Raw genomic sequence first — 16576 nt, 5'->3', positions numbered from 1 at the left:
CTTTGTAGAATAAGAAGGGGAAGATCGAAGTAGCGAAGTAAGGGAATACAGCTATGAGCTTTGAGCTGCGAGCTACGAGTGAATACAGTGACTCATTGTGGTGTAAAGGTGAGCCGCTCTGCGGTGCAGCATTGGCTGGGCGGCAGAGCGACCCACCTTTGTTCCCGCCAAAAGGTTTTTAGCTCCTCGGTATTGAATCGGCAGTCTTTTGCTGCGAGTGGATACAGTGAGTTATTCTGGCACCTCCATCCGGCGTTCGCCAATCTGTTGGCGCCACATAGCATAGTAGAGGCCTTTTTGTTCCACCAATTCTTCATGAGAGCCGGACTCGGTGATCCGTCCTTTTCCAACACATAAATGGTGTCGGCATGCATAATGGTACTGAGGCGGTGGGCAATGAGGATGGTGATCTGCTGCCGCCTGGCCGATATGGTGCGGATGGTTTCTGTAATGGCCTCTTCGGTCAAAGAATCCAATGCCGAGGTGGCTTCATCAAAAATAAGCAGGCGGGGATGGCGCAATAGGGCTCGGGCAATGGACAGTCGTTGTTTTTCTCCGCCGGACAGCTTCAATCCTCCTTCGCCCAGCAGGGTATTCAAGCCTTTCCCGGTACGAGTAACCAGTTTGGAGGCTGCGGCTTTTTCCATGGCTTCCAGCATGTCTTCGTCGGTGGCATCGGGCTTCACGAATAAGAGGTTTTCGCGGATGGTTCCCGCAAAAAGCTGGGTATCCTGGGTTACAAAACCAATTTGCCGCCGCAGTTCATTGTAGCGGATCAGGTTGGCCGGGATGCCGTTGAAATAGATCATGCCCTCCATGGGCCGGTAAAGTCCTACCAGCAGTTTTACAAGTGTGGACTTTCCGGAGCCAGAGGGACCCACAAATGCAATGGTATCGCCTGTGCGTACGGAAAACGAGATGCCGTCCATGGCGTTTTGGTTGGCGGTTGTATGACGAAACACCACTTTTTCAAAATGCAGGTCGTTCAATTGGTTCAAGGCTACGGGTTCAGGTGGCCTTTGTTCAACAGGCTTGTTCATGAGGGTATCAAATACCTGGAGGGATGCTTCGGCTTCGCGGTAGAAGATGATGATATTGCCCACATCCTGCAAGGGGCCAAAGATGGCATTGGAAATAAACTGCATACTGATCAATTCACCGGTACTAAGCAGATGGCCAAAGATGAGCCATAGGAGGATGAATAAAATAGATTGCTTCAGTACATTCAAAACGGTGCCCTGCAGAAAACTCAGGGTACGCACCTGGCGGGTCTTTTCCATTTCGAGCTGAAAAATGCGGAAGGTATATTCCCGCAGTCGCCTGATCTCCGGGAAGGTGAGGCCCAGGCTACGTACCAGTTCGATATTGCGCAGGGATTCGGTAATAATGCCGGCCATGCGATTGGTTTCGCGGTTGATGGACCTTTGAAGGGCCTTCATTTTACGGCTCAGCATTCCGGTAAGGGAACCCAACACCAGCACCCCGATTACAAATACCGGAATCAAAGCCCAGTGTTTGGTAACAGCATACCAAATGAGAAACCCAACGCCAACAAGCGAGGAAAAGAGGGTATTGATAAATGAGGTGATAAACTTCTCGGTATCTGTTCGCACTTTTTGCAGGATGGCCATGGTTTCGCCGCTGCGTTGTTCTTCAAATTCATTGAAGGAAAGGCGCAGGGTTTGGCGAAGGCCGTCATTGAAGATCTGCATCCCAAATTTTTGAACTGCCAGGCGGGTGGTATAATCCTGAAAGGCTTTGGCGACCCTGGCCAACAGGGCTATGGCAATCGCTATGCCCAGCCACCAAAGGACTTCTTTAATCAGTTGGTTGCGGGGGCGCAGGTTGATCTGTCCGGCATAATCGTCAATGATCTTACCAAATATGATGGGGTCGATCAGGGATAATACCTGGGCAATGGCTGCCAATACGAGTGATAAGAGTACGAGCCAGCGCTGTGGATGTAGATATTTCCAGAGGATATGCATGTTGGTTTAATATACGATTAAATGACGGTTAGGTTCAAAAAAGAGTAATGTGTTTGCAAATTTTACTATCCGGCCGGGATTTGGGTAAGGCTTTACATTTGTTTACGCTTTAGATCATTAACTTTCTTCCTACAACTGTTTATATGAAAAAGTTCTTTTTGTATTTATTCATTACAGGCAATGGCCTGGTAGCAACTGCCCAAAGCTGGGCTGATACGGTAGCCCGGATTGAGCAGCTATTCAGCCGGTACAACCATGTGCCTGGGGCCGAGCTGGCCATCAGTCGGCATGGACAGGTAATCTTTTCAAAAGCCTGGGGCATGGCCGACCTGGAACATAATATACCCTTGACTATGCAATCGGTACTGGAGGCGGGTTCGGTGTCCAAGCAATTCACGGCCGCCGCTATTTTGTTATTGGAACAGCAGGGCAAGGTTTCGCTGGAGGACGATGTGCGCAAATACCTTACTGAATTACCCGACTATGGCAAAGTAATTACGCTACGGCATATGATGCAGCATACCAGTGGATTGAAAGACTGGGGTAGTGTGATGGACCTGGCCGGTTGGCCGAGAGGTTCGCGGGCTTATACCAATGAGTATGCTTTGTACGTAGTAACGCTGCAACAAACGCTGAATAACCGGCCTGGTGATGAATATATTTACAGCAATTCCAATTATAACCTGCTGGCCATAATTGTGCAACGTGTAAGCGGGTTGTCGCTGGCGGATTTTACGAAGCAATACATTTTTGAGCCGGCAGGCATGACACGCACGGAGTGGCGGTCTAATTACAAAAAGATCGTTAAAGACCGGGCCATTGCTTATTCAAGAAGCGGGCAAACTTTCATTACGAATATGCCCAATGAAAGTGCTTATGGCAATGGCGGATTGCTGACCACGGCGGAAGACCTGCTGGCCTGGAACCATTATTACCTAAGCGGTAAGTTGGGTAATCCTTCCTTATTACCTAATCAAACAGCCACGCGTAAGCTCAATAGTGGAGGAACAAATAATTATGGGGCTGGTCTGGTGATAGACTCCATCAATGGCTGGCAAGCTATTTCTCATTCAGGCGCTACGGCCAGCTACCGGGCCAACCTGGATTATTTTCCGGAAACGGGTTTATCTATTGCCTGGCTTAGCAATACCTCGGCCTTTGATGGAGATACCTTGAATGTGGTGAATGCTGTGCGCCGGTTATTCCAGCCTAATAGAAAACCGGCACCCCTGCCCAGACCGGCACCTGTAAACGTAGCCCCTGAAAAGCTGGCCGCCTATACGGGGTGGTATCGTGATCCCCGTAATGGGGCAGGGTTAAAGATCTATGTAAAAGAAGGGAGGTTGAGTACGCTGTACCCTACCGGGAGTCTTACTGCTATTGGCGACAATATTTTTATGATGGGCAATAACCGGCTGGACTTTGGCAGTAAAAAGGAATTTCGGCTAGGTTCGATTCCAACACTATTTACCTGGAAAAAATGGACACGGCAGATACCAGTCCCAAAAACCTGGAAGGTTATGCGGGCCAATATTATTCGCGCGAAGCTGAGGCCATGTATCATATTGTATGGAAGGACGGAAAGTTGTTGTTGCAAATAAAGCCCACTACGACCTTTATTTTGAACCCCACGTATAAGGATGGATTTGATAGCCCTTTTGGTCCTGTCTATTTTCTCCGCGACCTGAAGCGGGGAGTAATGGAGTTGAAAGTATCGGTTTCGCGAGCCAGGAATGTATTGTTCAGGAAAATCTATACAGGAACGCCTTAGAATGAATCGACAGCATCGATTATATACACTAAAACAAAGATGGCAAGGGCTGGTAAAATGCTTAACAGGAATGCTACCCAATGGGTAGGGTAATGTTTTTCTTATAGCTACGGTAGAGCAGGTATAAATTGGCCAGGTAAAAGATAAAAATGGCAGCACCCAAGGCTACGGCTTCCATATCTGCCTTGCGCGTATCCAATAACCCGGCTACAATAAAAACCGCCCACGGCCAACCAGGCAATAGATACGATGATGGTGATGATCCGTAAAATGAGATACATATAATAAATTGATAGGGTGGGCAAGCCGTCAAAACAGGTCAGCAATAATAACCTGTAATGTATTAAAAACAAAATGATCGCCTGGCTTTTTGTGTTGAAGCTGCTGGGCAAGAGGCGCCTGTGGAGAAAGGAAAAATACGGTTCTATCGCCCAGGGTTTGCTTACCTAGTCCGGCAGCCAGAAAGAAGATCATTTTTCGCAGAGTATAACAGCGCCGGTAGCTGCTGCATCATACAGGTGGTCAACATTTACTGCATTCAATGCCGCTAATTCCTTCGCCTGTTCGGCCAATTGACGGGCATACATATCTTTTGAAGGTGACCCATGGCGCGGGAAGTTTCATATTTATCGCCTGCCGAGCTTTTTCTTCCTGGTTGGCAGCCTGCTGGGCATCTTCCATCAAGAGCCTACTGGCAGCCATTCGTTGCTCAATAATAGACAAGCCCAGCTGTTTGAGGGACTGTTTAAAACCAATCTTTTCTGCGCGGGTCATGGCGCAATATACAGCTCAGATCAGTTCAGATAGCATTTCGCGGGCATATTCGAGGGCTGCCACCGGCGATTCAAACAGGCGGGGTTCGATGCCATCAATAAACAATTCACCAGCTATGCCATCACCTGGCTCTTGCCTATAATACATGGCGGTAAAATATTCGGAAGGAATAATGTGGGGGTTCTCTCTGGGCACCAGGTGGGGTTCTACCACCACCCATATCTCTTTCCCATTGATGGAGAGTTTTTCTGTCATGGCCACTTTTTAGGGAGAAAGGATAAAAGTTGTGCCAGGGCTTCTTTAGATGACATCCATAAAGCCGGAGGCTTTGAAATAGGCGTCACCAGCCAGAGGCTGGCGACTGAGGGGGCTTTGAAATAGGCGTCACCAGCCAGAGGCTGGCGACTGAGGGAAGCGGCCTTCGACAAGCACTTTTAGACGAAAGGTGAGTCACCCTGCCGCGCTGCAGGGTGGCCCACCTTCAACAAGGCAGTGCCCTTAGTCTTTATTATTTTTGGGAGGCAGGCTAAAAGCGATGGCTTCATGCTCAAAATGGCCTTTGTGTGCGCCATCACAAAAGGGTTTGTTTTGTGAGAGACCGCAACGGCAGATGGAAATAATCTCCCTCCCACCCAGGTCATATTTATCGCCATTCCTGTCAACGATCTCAAAGTCTCCTTCTATTTTAAGGGAGCCATTATTATTCACTGTAATCTTTGTAGTAGCCATTTATTGGTATTAAGGGCGCGAAAGTAAGGGAAATCCCGATAGCAGGTGATGCATTTCAGGTGGTGGGGGCATCTTCGGGTAGTTCCTGACCATCGGCCTGGGGTTGGATGAGGGGAATGATGACGGTAAAATAATGGGCATCCTTTTCAATGGTTACGCCGGGCAGGTGGAGCATTTTGTAGCGGGCATTGATGTTTTGCAGTCCAAAGCCGGTGGACTCTACCACGCTTTCTCTTTTAAAAATGGTATTGCGCACCATCAGGGTATGGCCGGGAGCAGGGGAAAGCTCAATTTGTAAGGGATGTTCTTTTTGAAGCTGGTTGTGTTTTACGGCATTTTCAATCAGCAATTGAAGGGTCAATGGCGGTAGTCTCCAAGCATGGTATTTTCTGTCGATCCGGATATCCAGGCTGATGCCGGTGCCGTACCGGGTTTGCAGCAGGTGATAATAAGATTGAATGAACTGCAGTTCCAACTCCAGGGTGGTAAGCTCGGATTGGTTATTCCTAAGCAGGTAACGGAATACTTTGGTCAGCTCATCCAGGAAGGATTCGGCCCGGGCGGGGTTTTCGCCAATAAGGGATGACAAGGAATTGAGGTTATTGAACAGGAAGTGGGGATTTACAATGCCTTTCAGCTGGTTGAGCTCGGCCCGTAACTTGTCTTTTTCCAATTGTTCTTTCTCTTTTTGGGTATGCCTCAGTCGGGCATAGTGGTACAGGGTTTCAAAACCGGCGAAGAGGAAGAAAAATATAAAAATGGCATTAAAGAAGGAGTAGCCCCATAAGCCGGTAGCTACCTGGCTATTATTGATGCGCACGAAAGAGGTGTCCTTAACCGGGCCGCTCCATTCGCCGGATAAGCCCAGGCGAAGAAAGGTACTGGCCACCAAGACAACCATGGTGAATAAAAGGCCGGAAAGAATGACAACCACCTGTCGCACCAGGCCCTTGAACAAGGGATTTTTCCATTTGCGGCTATGGTAGATGAGGAAGCGGTTGCCTTCGCAGATCAATACAATACAGGCCAATGAGATCAGGGTGCGAAGGATCTTTACTGCATCGGCGCGCAGGCATACCTCATTGGTATAAAGCACCAGGATGAAGGGAAGTATAATAACGAGCAGGCGAAACCACTTATCACGAACCTTTATCAATGCAGCAAGGGTTTTAAGCCAGGTGAGGCATGATGAACCAATTTGCAAAGAAAAATGACGATGCAATGAAACCGGCAGCATTGTGCATGAATTGAGGTTTTGGGCGGATGAATTGTGCCGGAAATAAATTTTACAGCTGGTTTTGCTACTGACATACTGCTGTCACTACCCGGTTGTTCCTTTGTATCATAATTGGAAACCTATGTTTTACACTACCATTAATCAGGCCAGCTTATTGACGCAATTACAGGATATGACAGCCTATAACCTATGGGCCATCACGCGATTGACGGATTGGCTCAAAAGTAAACCGGCGCTATTAATGGAGGCAACAGCGGCCTCCAGTTTCCCGGGCATTAAGGCCACTTTACTGCATATTTGGGAAGTGGGCGGGAATGGTTGGGCAACCTGCAACAAAGGCCTGCCCTGCTTCCAGCGGGTACTGATGAAAGTGTAGACAATGTGCTGGCAAACCTGGTGAATCAGGCTACTGACCTGAATGATTATGTACAAGGTCTTACGGACGAAGCCTTGCAGCAGGATTGCTATTGTAATATGCTTTTGCCGGAGAAATTTGCCGCCCAAGGTATGAGATCATCCAGCATTGTTTGAACCACAGTACTTACCATCGTGGACAGGTAGTGACCATTGGCCACCAGGTGGGATTGAAGGATGCGCCGATCACTGATTATATGTTCTACCTGTTGAAGGTGAAACCTGCCAGCGCCGGAAAATTAACGGCCACCGCTGGTCGGAGCCGGCAGAGCAGTGGATCTTATGCGCACAAAAGTTTACTGGCTGTTAACTTTTTCAGCAAAGTAGCTTCTTAGTACTTTTACAGTCCTATATTAACAGTCAAATTACACAGCCTTATGAAACCAACGGGCCTTGCCCAATACCGTTTATTGAATCAACAGCTTTCGCAGCCGGCTTTCCAATCGGCCGGCGAACTGGTACATTGGATGGGCGCCATGCAGGCACAGGATTATGCAGGCGCCAAATGGAGTATTGGGGTTAGGGTACCGGGTATTACTGATGCCGGTATTGAAAAAGGGATCGACAATAAAGAAATTATACGCACGTGGACATTGCGGGGCACCTGGCATTGGGCATCACCGGCTGATGTGCATTGGCTATTGCGATTGGTAGCCCCTATCATTCACCGAAAAATGCCAGGCCCCTGAATCAGGAATCGCTGGATGCTTCTAAATTGAAAAAAGCAATAAGCTACTGGTAAAAGCCTTGCAGGATGGACAGGCGCTTACGCGGGAAGAACTGGCAGATGTTTTACAAAGGAATGGTATCAAGGCTTCCAATTATGGCGTTGGTCATTTGTTGCTACATGCTTCTATGGAACAATTGATCTGTATGGGGCCCCGGCGCGGTAAACAGTTTACGCATGTATTGCTGGATGATTGGGTACCGGTGGGAAAAAGGTATGAACCAGCCGAGCCATTGGCTGAGCTGGCTTTGCGTTATTTTACGAGTCATGGCCCAGCCACGGTAAATGATTTTATGTGGTGGGCGGGTATCACGCTTACTGAAGCCAGGAAGGGCCTGGAGATGGTACAGGATAAACTGGAAAAAGTAGTCGTTGGTGGAGAAGCTTATTATTTGTCACCTGGCCTACCCGCACTGAAAAAGAACGCCACTGCCTATTTGCTGCCGGGGTTTGATGAGTTGTTATTGGGTTATACTGATCGCAGTGCCACGGTGGATAAGGACCACCTGCACCGGCTGGCTATGACGGCCAATGGTCAATTCAGTTCCACGATTGTGGTTGGCGGGCAGGTTACCGGTAGCTGGAAAAGAACAATTGGCGCCAAGACGGTCAATATAGAAAGGGAGTATTTTGACCAGGTGAGCCAGACCACTCAGCGGGCGGTTGATGCTGCGGCGGAGCGGTATGCAAAATTTCTGGGTTTGAAGGGGGTTATAGAATAGGATAGGCTATACGGCCTTCAATTTCTATCTTGCAATCAGAATGACTTCTTCCGATAAGCCTATTAAAGTAGCAGTAGATGCGATCGTGTTTGGATACTCCAAGCAGGAGGGTGTGTCAGTACTACTGATCCAACGCAAGTATCCCCCTTTTCAAAACAGCTGGGCTATCCCGGGCGGGTTTGTGTTGGAACATGAGTCGCTGGAAACGGCGGTCAGGCGCGAGTTGGAGGAAGAAACGGGTATAACGGTCAATTACCTGGAGCAGTTATATACATTTGGCAATCCGGGCCGCGATCCGCGCCAGCGGATCATTTCGGTCGCTTACTTTGCGTTGGTGAAGTCGGCCCAATTCCAGCAGCTTAAGGCCAGTACGGACGCTGAGCATGCGCAATGGTTCAGCATCAAACAATTGCCTGAACTGGCTTTTGATCACCACGCTATTTTACAGGTGGCCATTGAACGCATCCGGGCCAAGATCAGGTACCAGCCGATTGGTTTTGAATTGTTGGATAAGGTATTCTCTTTTGCGGACCTGGAGCATTTGTATACGGCTTTGCTGGACAGGGATATTGACCGGCGCAACTTTTCGCGCAAAGTACTGGCCCTGGGCATCCTGGACGAAACGAATGAATACGCTAAACCCGATGGCAAGGGCCGCCCCAGCAAAATGTACCGGTTCAATGAGCAGCGGTACCAGCAATTAGAGAAAGAAGGGATGAACTTTGAGGTGTAGAATGGAACCATGATGCAATGATTTTCCGTAAATGCTGCCATTATAGCAGTAAATTTGATCGTGCATTGATCCAATGGAATATTGATTTAATTGCAGGATTATGGTAGCTCACCAAGTGTTATGTCCTTCCTTCAGCAAAGGCGCTCCAACGCCCAATATTGCTTGTTTTCCCCCAGTTTTGCCCTTTTCACTTTACTTCAAGTTTACTTCCGGTTTACTTCAAGTTTACTTTCGGTTTACCCCAAACAGGGGCCAGCTGCGGCTGATCTATAGCAGGAATGGGGTTGATCTATAGGTGATCCCTTTCCTGTGCTGCTTCATTCTGTGGATGTGTTAGGTGCTCAATTGCTGCTAAAATGACAGGCATTTTCATTATTCTCCGGTTTGCACATGATGGGTCCCTAATTCCTCTATTTCATGCCCTAAAACATTTTGCGTCTTTTTCACGCAAAAGCTTGCTTATCTCAATTAGGCTATTTATATTTGCGTACAAATGACGCAAAATGAAGACTACCGGTGTTATAATTGCCCGCTTCCAGACGCCTTACCTGCATGAAGGGCATCAGTATTTGCTGAATGAGATCAGGCCCCAGCACAATAAGATCATTGTGGTATTGGGCGTATCGCCTGTAAAGGGCAGTAAACGCAATCCTTTCGACTTTTATACGCGGGAAAGGTTATTGAAACAGTTTGCCCCTGACCTGTTGATCCTGCCGCTGAGTGATCATCCGGATGATGGCGTATGGAGTGAAAACCTCGATCACCTGTTGCGCAATACGTTCCCCAGGAGTCTTTTGTATTGTATGGTAGCCGGGACTGTTTTATTCCTTATTACAGTGGTCACCTGCCTGTGGTAGCGCTTCCTGAACTGGGCAGCCATTCAGCCACGCTGATCCGCGATGAAAATGCCGACAAGGTGCTGGATACGGTAGACTTCCGTATGGGCATCAATTATGCTTATCACAACCGGTACGATGCGGTTCATACTACAGTGGATATTGCCTTGCTAAGGAATGAAGGTACTGAAGTGCTGTTGGGTAAAAAGCATGGTGCTACACAATGGCGGTTTCCCGGAGGTTTTGCCGATCCTGCGGATGCTTGTTTTGAGGATGCCGCAGGACGGGAATTGCAGGAAGAATGTGGTGAGGTGATTACCAGCCAGATGCAATATGTGGGCTCGGTACGTATAGACGACTGGCGGTACCGCAATGAAGCAGATAAGATCATGACGTTGTTTTACAAAACTGATTATATGGCTGGTGAAGTGAAGGCCAATGATGACCTGGCTGAACTTGGCTGGTTTGCCACGGATCAACTGTTAGCAATGATCGATGCAAAAACCATTACGGCCGAACATCATGTGTTGGTCAATTTGCTGGTCAAAAATTTACCTGTACCAACCCCTGTTAAATAACAATAAAACAGGTCCTTATTCTTTTACTCAAAAAATGAATGCAATGAAAACTCAGGAAAACATTTTACTGCTTGCTGATGCTTATAAATATTCTCACCACAAATTATATTACCCAGGTACTACCAAGATCTATTCCTACCTCGAAAGCCGGGGTGGCCAATTTGACGACACTGTTTTTTTGGCTTGCAGTATTTTCTTCAGTATTACCTGCAAGGAGAAGTGATCACTACAGCTAAGATCGATGCAGCAGAAGGTTTTTTACAACAGGTATTTGGCCGCAATGATGTATTTGACCGCAGCAAATTTGATTACATCGTAGCAAAACATGGTGGTAGATTACCTGTACGGATCAAAGCGGTACCTGAAGGAACGGTTGTACCAGTAAACAATGTGCTGGTGACGATTGAAAATACCGACCCCGAATGTTTTTGGCTTACGAACTTCCTGGAAACGCTGTTGATGCAGGTGTGGTATCCCTGTACCGTGGCTACCCAATCGAGGGTCATTCGTGAGATCGTGACTGAATACTTCAAGGAAACGGCTGCTGAAAGTGCCATGGGTGCTATTGATTTTGTGTTGAACGATTTTGGTTTTCGCGGGGTGAGCTCGGTAGAAAGTGCGGGTATTGGTGGAGCATCGCACCTGTTGAACTTCAGGGGTAGTGATAATATCATGGGCAGTGTGTTGGCAAAACGGTATTATGGCGCCACGCAGGTATATGGTATGTCTATCCCTGCCACGGAACACTCTATCTGTACGCTGCTGGGTGAAGAGGGTGAGCTGGAAGTCTTTAAACATATCCTGCGCACTTTTCCTACAGGTACGGTATCCTGCGTATCGGACTCCTACGACATTTTCAGGGCCTGCAGTGAATATTGGGGGGCTGAATTGAAAGAACTGGTATTGAGCCGGGATGGGGTATTGGTGATCAGGCCCGACAGTGGCGACCCCGTGTTTACGCTGCTGAAGGTATTTGATATCCTGCTCGACAAGTTTGGTTATACCATCAATGATAAAGGATTCAAGGTGTTGCCTTCCCAGGTGCGGGTGATACAGGGTGATGGCATTACGGTTGATACGATCCGTCATATTTACAATGCGCTGAAGATAAATGGTATCAGCGCCGAGAACCTGGTACTGGGTATGGGTGGCGCTTTGTTGCAGAAAGTAGACCGCGACACGCAGAAGTTTGCCTTCAAATGTTCTTATGCCGAAGTAAATGGCGAAGCCATAGACGTTCAAAAACACCCCATTGAGATCGACTCACATGGCCGGTTGGTGGAGTCGTTCAAAAAGTCAAAAGCTGGTCAGCTGAAACTGGTGCTTACAGCAGGCGGTTATCAAACGATCCGCCGGGAATTGGCCACTGAATACGAAGACCAATTGGTAACGGTGTTTGAGAATGGTGAACTGCTGAATAAAGTAAGTTTTGAAGCGGCCAGGGAGCGGGCGGGGCTGGGAGACACGAAAGTTATTACAACCAATTAATAATAAGGGAGGCGTTAGTAAACTGTAGCAACCTTATGAAATATTCATTGGACTTACTGCTATAATAAATTGCAGGGTAGTGTATCTGTTTAAGCATCGATGTTTGAGCGAGCTAAGTTTTTCTATCAGGCCCTTAGCCTTACGGCTAAAAAAGTAAAATTACTCATATGGAATGGATAAAAATAAATCCCAATCATAGACCGGCTGTAGGTCATGCAATATATTCCACATTTAATCCCGAAGAAGGGGGAACTCTATATTATGTGAGGGCAATTAATGATGTTGGGTTTACTGTAGAGTCTGAAAGTAATTATAGTGGAAAAATTTCTGAAGACCAGAAAGTGACCTTGTTCATCCCTTTTAACTTAATACCCGTAACGAACTTTTATGTTTGGGATAGGCACAGGGAAAACAATTATGAAATTGATGACATTTATTCAAACTAATACATTACTGGTTTTTATGCCGGGGTATGCCAGGAGAAGGTTACACGTTAGTTACTGAAGGGTCTTACTATAAGTTTAGCCAGCATGCTCCTATGCAAGCGTTTTTATTAAGAACAGGGAAAAAGGTAATTGTGGAAGCCAGTCCTTTTGATAAAATATGGGGTATAGGAATGGCGCAAAGTACCAAGGGGCCGAAAATCCCTTGCAATGGAGAGGAGCCAATTTATTGGGTTTCGCCCTCATGGAGGCAAGGGACCAATTAGTAGAAAAATGATGTTACTATTTAAAAGAAATGTATGAACCGAAATGCGCGTGTAGCGATCGCAGAAGATACGCTACAGCTTATCGAACGAGGATTTTATGAAAATACATCCGGACATCGGATTGAAATAAAATCAATTTTACAAGCAGCTATCAACAATACCCGGCTGTATACGCCGGAAGAACTGACTGACTTACTGGATATATTCAAGAACAAGGAGTTATTGGCAACCAGCTATGAGGTGACCAATGAAACCACACTGGATGCAGCCAGGCGTTTGACAGCTGCAGGCGCAAGCAATGTAATGTGCCTGAATTTCGCCTCTGCCAAAAATCCCGGTGGTGGTTTCCTCGGCGGGCCCTGGCCCAGGAGGAGTGCCTTGCGCGGGCGTCGGGATTGTATCCCTGTTTGCTGAAAACGCCTGACTACTACTCCTACCATCGTAAACAGGGAACCTGCCTGTATTCGGATCATATGATCTATTCACCGGAGGTGCCTGTCATGAAAGATGAAGGGGGTAACCTGCTGGATGAAGTAGTGTGTACTTCTATTATTACTTCGCCTGCGGTGAATGCCGGTGCGATCATGAACAATGAACGGTCGAAGATAGACCATATCATTCCGGTGATGCGGGTACGGATAGCCAAGCTGCTGGCGCTTTGTGCGCACCATGGCCACGAAACGCTGGTCCTGGGCGCCTGGGGATGTGGCGTATTCCGGAATAAGCCGGAAGACCTAGCGGCTTTGTTCCGGGAAGCATTGGAAGGTAGCTTCAAAGGGAAGTTCAGAAAAGTGGTATTTGCAATTAAGACGAATAATGAAGATGTCATTGAGCCGTTTAGGAAGAACCTTCTGTAAGTAGATTTAAACAACCAAACATGACAAGGGAACAGGTATATGGCGCTTTATTTGGCGTGGCCATTGGCGATGCGTTGGGTGTACCGGCAGAGTTTCAAAGCCGGGCCTTTCTGCGTCAAAATCCGGTGACTGATTTTGAGGGATATAAAAGTCATCGCCAGCCCCCAGGCACTTTTTCAGATGACAGCTCATTGACCTTCTGCCTGGCGGCATCACTTTGCAAAGGCTATGACCTGACAGATATAGGCGACCGGTTTATAAGATGGCACGACAGTGGCTACTGGACAGCAGGCGGGAATGTATTTGATATTGGCATGACTACGAGCCGGGCAATAAGCCGGCTTAAAAAGGTGTCCAACCAGACCTGGCCGGCGATTTTGACGAGGAATGTAATGGTAATGGCTCGCTTATGCGTATACTGCCCTTGCTGTTTTACATCAAAGGGTTTGATATTGAAAAGCGTTACCAGGTCATCAAATCGGTATCATCCATCACGCACGGACATATCCGGTCGGTCATTGCCTGCTTTTATTACCTGGAATTTGCCTTGCGCCTGCTGAAAGGAGATGATAAACAACAGGCCTATGCCGCCACTGCTGAAACAGTAGGGCGTTTTATTGCCAGTCTGGGAATCGTTCAAAAGGAAATTGACCTGTTTGCTCCCTTGCTAACGGCCGATATAACCCAACAGTCCATTGACGGTATGCCTTCTTCTGGTTATGTAATGGATACGCTCAAGGCGTCCATGTACTGCTTTATGATAACCAACGATTACAAGGACGCAGTGTTGATGGCAGTAAACCTGGGTAGTGATTCAGATACTACTGCTGCCGTCACAGGCGGGCTGGCCGGTTTGTTTTACGGACATGGATTCATCCCTGAACATTGGCGCAGTGGCGTTAAACGCAGTAGTGATATCATCGATCTTTGTGAAATGCTCTTCATTTCGTTGAGCTAACCAACTATAATTACCCCTTTCCACACATGAGACAACTATACTTGCTTACAGGCATGGTCCTGGCCTTACAACCAACCTATGGCCAGGAGAAAAAGATACCAGCCAACTATTGGAAGAAGTGGTGATCACTTCGCCCTTTGCCCCTCCGGTACATTCGCCCGTTACGATGAGTCATATTTCGCGGAAAGAACTGGAGCGCAGGAACTATGGGCAGGAGCCTTCGGCCTTATTGTCACAAACCCCTTCGGTAACCTATTATACGGATGCCGGCAGCGCCTCCGGCTATTCTTATTTCCGGATACGGGGTATTGATCAAACCAGGATCAATATGAGCCTGAATGGTGTTCCACTGAACGAACCAGAAGACCAGGGTGTTTATTTTTCCAATTATCCGGACTTCCTCGAATCTGTATCGGGTGTACAGATACAGCGCGGCGCCGGTTACTCCAAACAAGGGGTGGCAGCCTATGGAGGCAGCTTATATTTTGAGTCGGTTCGATTTAAAGACAGTACAGGCGGACAAGCCTCCGCCGGATATGGCTCTTTCAACTATTACCGGTTGAATGGTTCGGTTAATACCGGACTTAAAAACAATATGGGATTATATGCCCGTGCATCGCACCTGCATTCGGATGGCTACCGTAATCATTCGGCCAATAGTTCCAGCTCTGTTTTTATCAATCCAGGCTATTGGGGTAAAAAGCATAAGGTTTACCTGGTGTCGTTTCTCGGTGAACAAAAAAATGAACTGGCCTGGATCGGCGCACCAATGGACAGTATACGGAAGAACAAACGGTACAATGCCAATAGCAGGCAGGAATACGACCGTTTTTGCAGGCGCATGTACAGGTGCATCATGAGTGGCAGTTAAACAGCCGCCATCAATTGCACAGTGGGGTATTTTACAATTATCTCAACGGCAATTATGATTTTGACCTTAATCACTTTATTGGCCAGCCGGTTACTGCCGAGCTGTACAACTATGCTTTCCGATCCAATTTTACGGGCGCATTCTCCTACCATACATATGCCGGCAAAAATATTAAATGGTATAGTGGGGTACAGGCGCAATGGTACGAACGCAGGCATACGGGTAGTGAAAGAACGGTGGGCCACCTGTATGTCAATACCGGCTACCGCAATGAAAGCAGTGTATTTACCAAGGCCATTGTAAGTGCCGGGCAATGGGACTTTTAGGCGATGTGCAGTATCGCTACAGCAGTTTCACGTATACCGGAACAGAGGGCATGCCCGGACAATACTGGAATTTTCTGAACAGTACGCTGGGCATCGGCTACCGCCTGAACAATAATATCCGGTTTTATTATTCCATTGGACAAACGCACCGTGAACCCACCCGTAATGATTTGTTGATGGGTAATGATGACCTGATGCGGGATGGTAGTGGGGAGCTGTTGTTCAATCCCGTAAAGGCCGAACGGGTCATTGACCAGGAACTGGGCGCCAAATACATTACGCGGAGTGTGTACGTAAGCGCCAATTTGTACTATATGCGCTTCCGCAATGAAATTACGCTCAATGGACAGATAGGGCCCACGGGTGTACCCCTCCATAGCAGTGCGGCCCTGAGCTACCGCAGCGGTGCCGAACTGGATGCCGTTTGGCGATTGCCCAACGGTATTGAGTTCAGGAATCAGTCGTCGGTTTCTATGAACCGTATTAAGGAAGGGGCGTAAACCTGCAGCCGGTATTAACACCTGCTTTTATCAGCAACCAGGAAGTCCGATTGGTCAAAAAGTTTTGGCAGGCAGGTATTGGCTTCCGCTACCAGGGAAGATCGTATATTGATTATGCCAACACGACGAAGCTGCCCGATTATTTCATTGTGAATATGGATGCCAGTTGGCAATTGCGTAAGTTCACACTGTTTGGTGTAGTGAATAATATTACCAACCGGGTGTATTATACCAATGGTTTGATCACGGCCTCAGGAGCACCCGGTTACTTTATCCAGGCGCCGGTGAATTTTTATGTAGGGGTACGTTGGAGGTTCTAAACAGCCGCGAGCTTTGAGCTACGAGCTGCGAGCCATTT

The 16576-nt window shown here is 47.7% G+C and carries 23 protein-coding genes and 3 pseudogenes; 20 read left to right on the top strand and 6 right to left on the bottom strand.

Annotated features, from left to right (window positions below; genetic code table 11):
- Positions 1 to 92 precede the first annotated feature (92 nt).
- Positions 93 to 1988, bottom strand: coding sequence for an ABC transporter ATP-binding protein (locus tag RS881_RS58415; protein WP_315819141.1), 1896 nt, complete (start codon positions 1986 to 1988; stop codon positions 93 to 95).
- A gap of 143 nt (positions 1989 to 2131) precedes the next feature.
- Here RS881_RS58415 and RS881_RS58410 point away from each other — a divergent pair, with 143 nt between their 5' ends.
- Both RS881_RS58410 and RS881_RS58405 read left to right on the top strand, forming a co-directional pair.
- Positions 2132 to 3589: a serine hydrolase domain-containing protein gene (locus RS881_RS58410; RefSeq protein WP_315819140.1), complete on the top strand. Its 1458-nt coding sequence runs from the start codon at positions 2132 to 2134 to the stop codon at positions 3587 to 3589.
- Complete coding sequence (locus RS881_RS58405) at positions 3544 to 3759, top strand: hypothetical protein (protein WP_315819139.1); 216 nt, start codon at positions 3544 to 3546, stop codon at positions 3757 to 3759. Before RS881_RS58410 ends, RS881_RS58405 begins: the two co-directional genes overlap by 46 nt.
- Before the next feature lie 73 nt (positions 3760 to 3832).
- Here the strand turns inward: RS881_RS58405 and RS881_RS58400 are convergent, their stop codons facing one another.
- From RS881_RS58400 to RS881_RS58380, 5 genes are all read right to left on the bottom strand, one after another.
- Positions 3833 to 4000, bottom strand: a complete 168-nt coding sequence (locus RS881_RS58400; protein WP_315819138.1) for a hypothetical protein — start codon at positions 3998 to 4000, stop codon at positions 3833 to 3835.
- A gap of 68 nt (positions 4001 to 4068) precedes the next feature.
- A complete protein-coding gene (locus tag RS881_RS58395; protein ID WP_315819137.1) occupies positions 4069 to 4233 on the bottom strand; it encodes a hypothetical protein in 165 nt (54 codons plus the stop codon).
- 315 nt (positions 4234 to 4548) lie between these two features.
- Positions 4549 to 4788 carry a hypothetical protein gene (locus RS881_RS58390; protein WP_315819136.1) on the bottom strand — a complete coding sequence of 80 codons (240 nt, stop codon included), beginning with the start codon at positions 4786 to 4788 and terminating at the stop codon, positions 4549 to 4551.
- A gap of 243 nt (positions 4789 to 5031) precedes the next feature.
- Complete coding sequence (locus RS881_RS58385) at positions 5032 to 5262, bottom strand: CDGSH iron-sulfur domain-containing protein (RefSeq protein ID WP_315819135.1); 231 nt, start codon at positions 5260 to 5262, stop codon at positions 5032 to 5034.
- 55 nt (positions 5263 to 5317) lie between these two features.
- Complete coding sequence (locus RS881_RS58380; protein WP_315819134.1) at positions 5318 to 6499, bottom strand: sensor histidine kinase; 1182 nt, start codon at positions 6497 to 6499, stop codon at positions 5318 to 5320.
- Between the two features lie 121 nt (positions 6500 to 6620).
- Here RS881_RS58380 and RS881_RS58375 point away from each other — a divergent pair, with 121 nt between their 5' ends.
- The 18 genes and pseudogenes from RS881_RS58375 to RS881_RS58285 all read left to right on the top strand — a co-directional run bounded on the left by RS881_RS58375 (position 6621) and on the right by RS881_RS58285 (position 16538).
- On the top strand, positions 6621 to 6875 hold the full coding sequence (locus RS881_RS58375; protein WP_315819133.1) for a DinB family protein: 255 nt from the start codon (positions 6621 to 6623) through the stop codon (positions 6873 to 6875).
- Between the two features lie 5 nt (positions 6876 to 6880).
- Positions 6881 to 7030 carry a hypothetical protein gene (locus tag RS881_RS58370; protein WP_315819132.1) on the top strand — a complete coding sequence of 50 codons (150 nt, stop codon included), beginning with the start codon at positions 6881 to 6883 and terminating at the stop codon, positions 7028 to 7030.
- Positions 7027 to 7248 (top strand): DinB family protein, encoded by a 222-nt coding sequence (locus RS881_RS58365; RefSeq protein WP_315819131.1) that lies wholly within the window; start codon positions 7027 to 7029, stop codon positions 7246 to 7248. Before RS881_RS58370 ends, RS881_RS58365 begins: the two co-directional genes overlap by 4 nt.
- Positions 7249 to 7290: 42 nt before the next feature.
- A complete protein-coding gene (locus RS881_RS58360; protein WP_315819130.1) occupies positions 7291 to 7602 on the top strand; it encodes a DNA glycosylase AlkZ-like family protein in 312 nt (103 codons plus the stop codon).
- Positions 7603 to 7660: 58 nt separating this feature from the next.
- Positions 7661 to 8362 (top strand): winged helix DNA-binding domain-containing protein, encoded by a 702-nt coding sequence (locus RS881_RS58355; RefSeq protein ID WP_315819129.1) that lies wholly within the window; start codon positions 7661 to 7663, stop codon positions 8360 to 8362.
- 40 nt (positions 8363 to 8402) lie between these two features.
- On the top strand, positions 8403 to 9095 hold the full coding sequence (locus tag RS881_RS58350) for an NUDIX hydrolase (protein ID WP_315819128.1): 693 nt from the start codon (positions 8403 to 8405) through the stop codon (positions 9093 to 9095).
- Positions 9096 to 9598: 503 nt separating this feature from the next.
- On the top strand, positions 9599 to 9952 hold the full coding sequence (locus RS881_RS58345; protein WP_315819127.1) for a nucleotidyl transferase family protein: 354 nt from the start codon (positions 9599 to 9601) through the stop codon (positions 9950 to 9952).
- Entirely contained in the window at positions 9895 to 10509 is a 615-nt protein-coding gene (locus RS881_RS58340) for an NUDIX hydrolase (RefSeq protein WP_315819126.1), read from the top strand. Before RS881_RS58345 ends, RS881_RS58340 begins: the two co-directional genes overlap by 58 nt.
- Positions 10427 to 11997: pseudogene (locus RS881_RS58330) on the top strand (nicotinate phosphoribosyltransferase). Before RS881_RS58340 ends, RS881_RS58330 begins: the two are co-directional and overlap by 83 nt.
- A 167-nt stretch (positions 11998 to 12164) precedes the next feature.
- On the top strand, positions 12165 to 12443 hold the full coding sequence (locus RS881_RS58325; RefSeq protein WP_315819123.1) for a hypothetical protein: 279 nt from the start codon (positions 12165 to 12167) through the stop codon (positions 12441 to 12443).
- 26 nt (positions 12444 to 12469) lie between these two features.
- Entirely contained in the window at positions 12470 to 12706 is a 237-nt protein-coding gene (locus tag RS881_RS61425; protein ID WP_350340064.1) for an NADAR domain-containing protein, read from the top strand.
- 33 nt (positions 12707 to 12739) lie between these two features.
- A pseudogene (locus tag RS881_RS61420) lies at positions 12740 to 13563 on the top strand (TIGR02452 family protein).
- A 20-nt stretch (positions 13564 to 13583) separates the two neighbouring features.
- A pseudogene (locus RS881_RS62750) lies at positions 13584 to 13871 on the top strand (ADP-ribosylglycohydrolase family protein); the annotation flags it as partial.
- A gap of 101 nt (positions 13872 to 13972) precedes the next feature.
- Positions 13973 to 14521, top strand: a complete 549-nt coding sequence (locus RS881_RS62745) for an ADP-ribosylglycohydrolase family protein (protein ID WP_315819120.1) — start codon at positions 13973 to 13975, stop codon at positions 14519 to 14521.
- A 118-nt stretch (positions 14522 to 14639) separates the two neighbouring features.
- Entirely contained in the window at positions 14640 to 15392 is a 753-nt protein-coding gene (locus RS881_RS58300; protein WP_315824975.1) for a TonB-dependent receptor plug domain-containing protein, read from the top strand.
- Complete coding sequence (locus RS881_RS58295) at positions 15353 to 15718, top strand: hypothetical protein (protein WP_315819119.1); 366 nt, start codon at positions 15353 to 15355, stop codon at positions 15716 to 15718. The genes RS881_RS58300 and RS881_RS58295 overlap by 40 nt, the downstream gene beginning before the upstream one ends.
- A 5-nt stretch (positions 15719 to 15723) precedes the next feature.
- On the top strand, positions 15724 to 16218 hold the full coding sequence (locus RS881_RS58290; protein WP_315819118.1) for a TonB-dependent receptor domain-containing protein: 495 nt from the start codon (positions 15724 to 15726) through the stop codon (positions 16216 to 16218).
- A 50-nt stretch (positions 16219 to 16268) separates the two neighbouring features.
- Positions 16269 to 16538: a TonB-dependent receptor domain-containing protein gene (locus tag RS881_RS58285; RefSeq protein WP_315819117.1), complete on the top strand. Its 270-nt coding sequence runs from the start codon at positions 16269 to 16271 to the stop codon at positions 16536 to 16538.
- Positions 16539 to 16576 lie beyond the last annotated feature (38 nt).

Origin of the sequence: Paraflavitalea speifideaquila (assembly GCF_032395985.1) — a bacterium.
In the GTDB taxonomy this organism is placed as follows: Bacteria; Bacteroidota; Bacteroidia; order Chitinophagales; family Chitinophagaceae; genus Paraflavitalea; species Paraflavitalea speifideaquila.
This window is presented reverse-complemented; position numbering and strand designations above follow the sequence as displayed.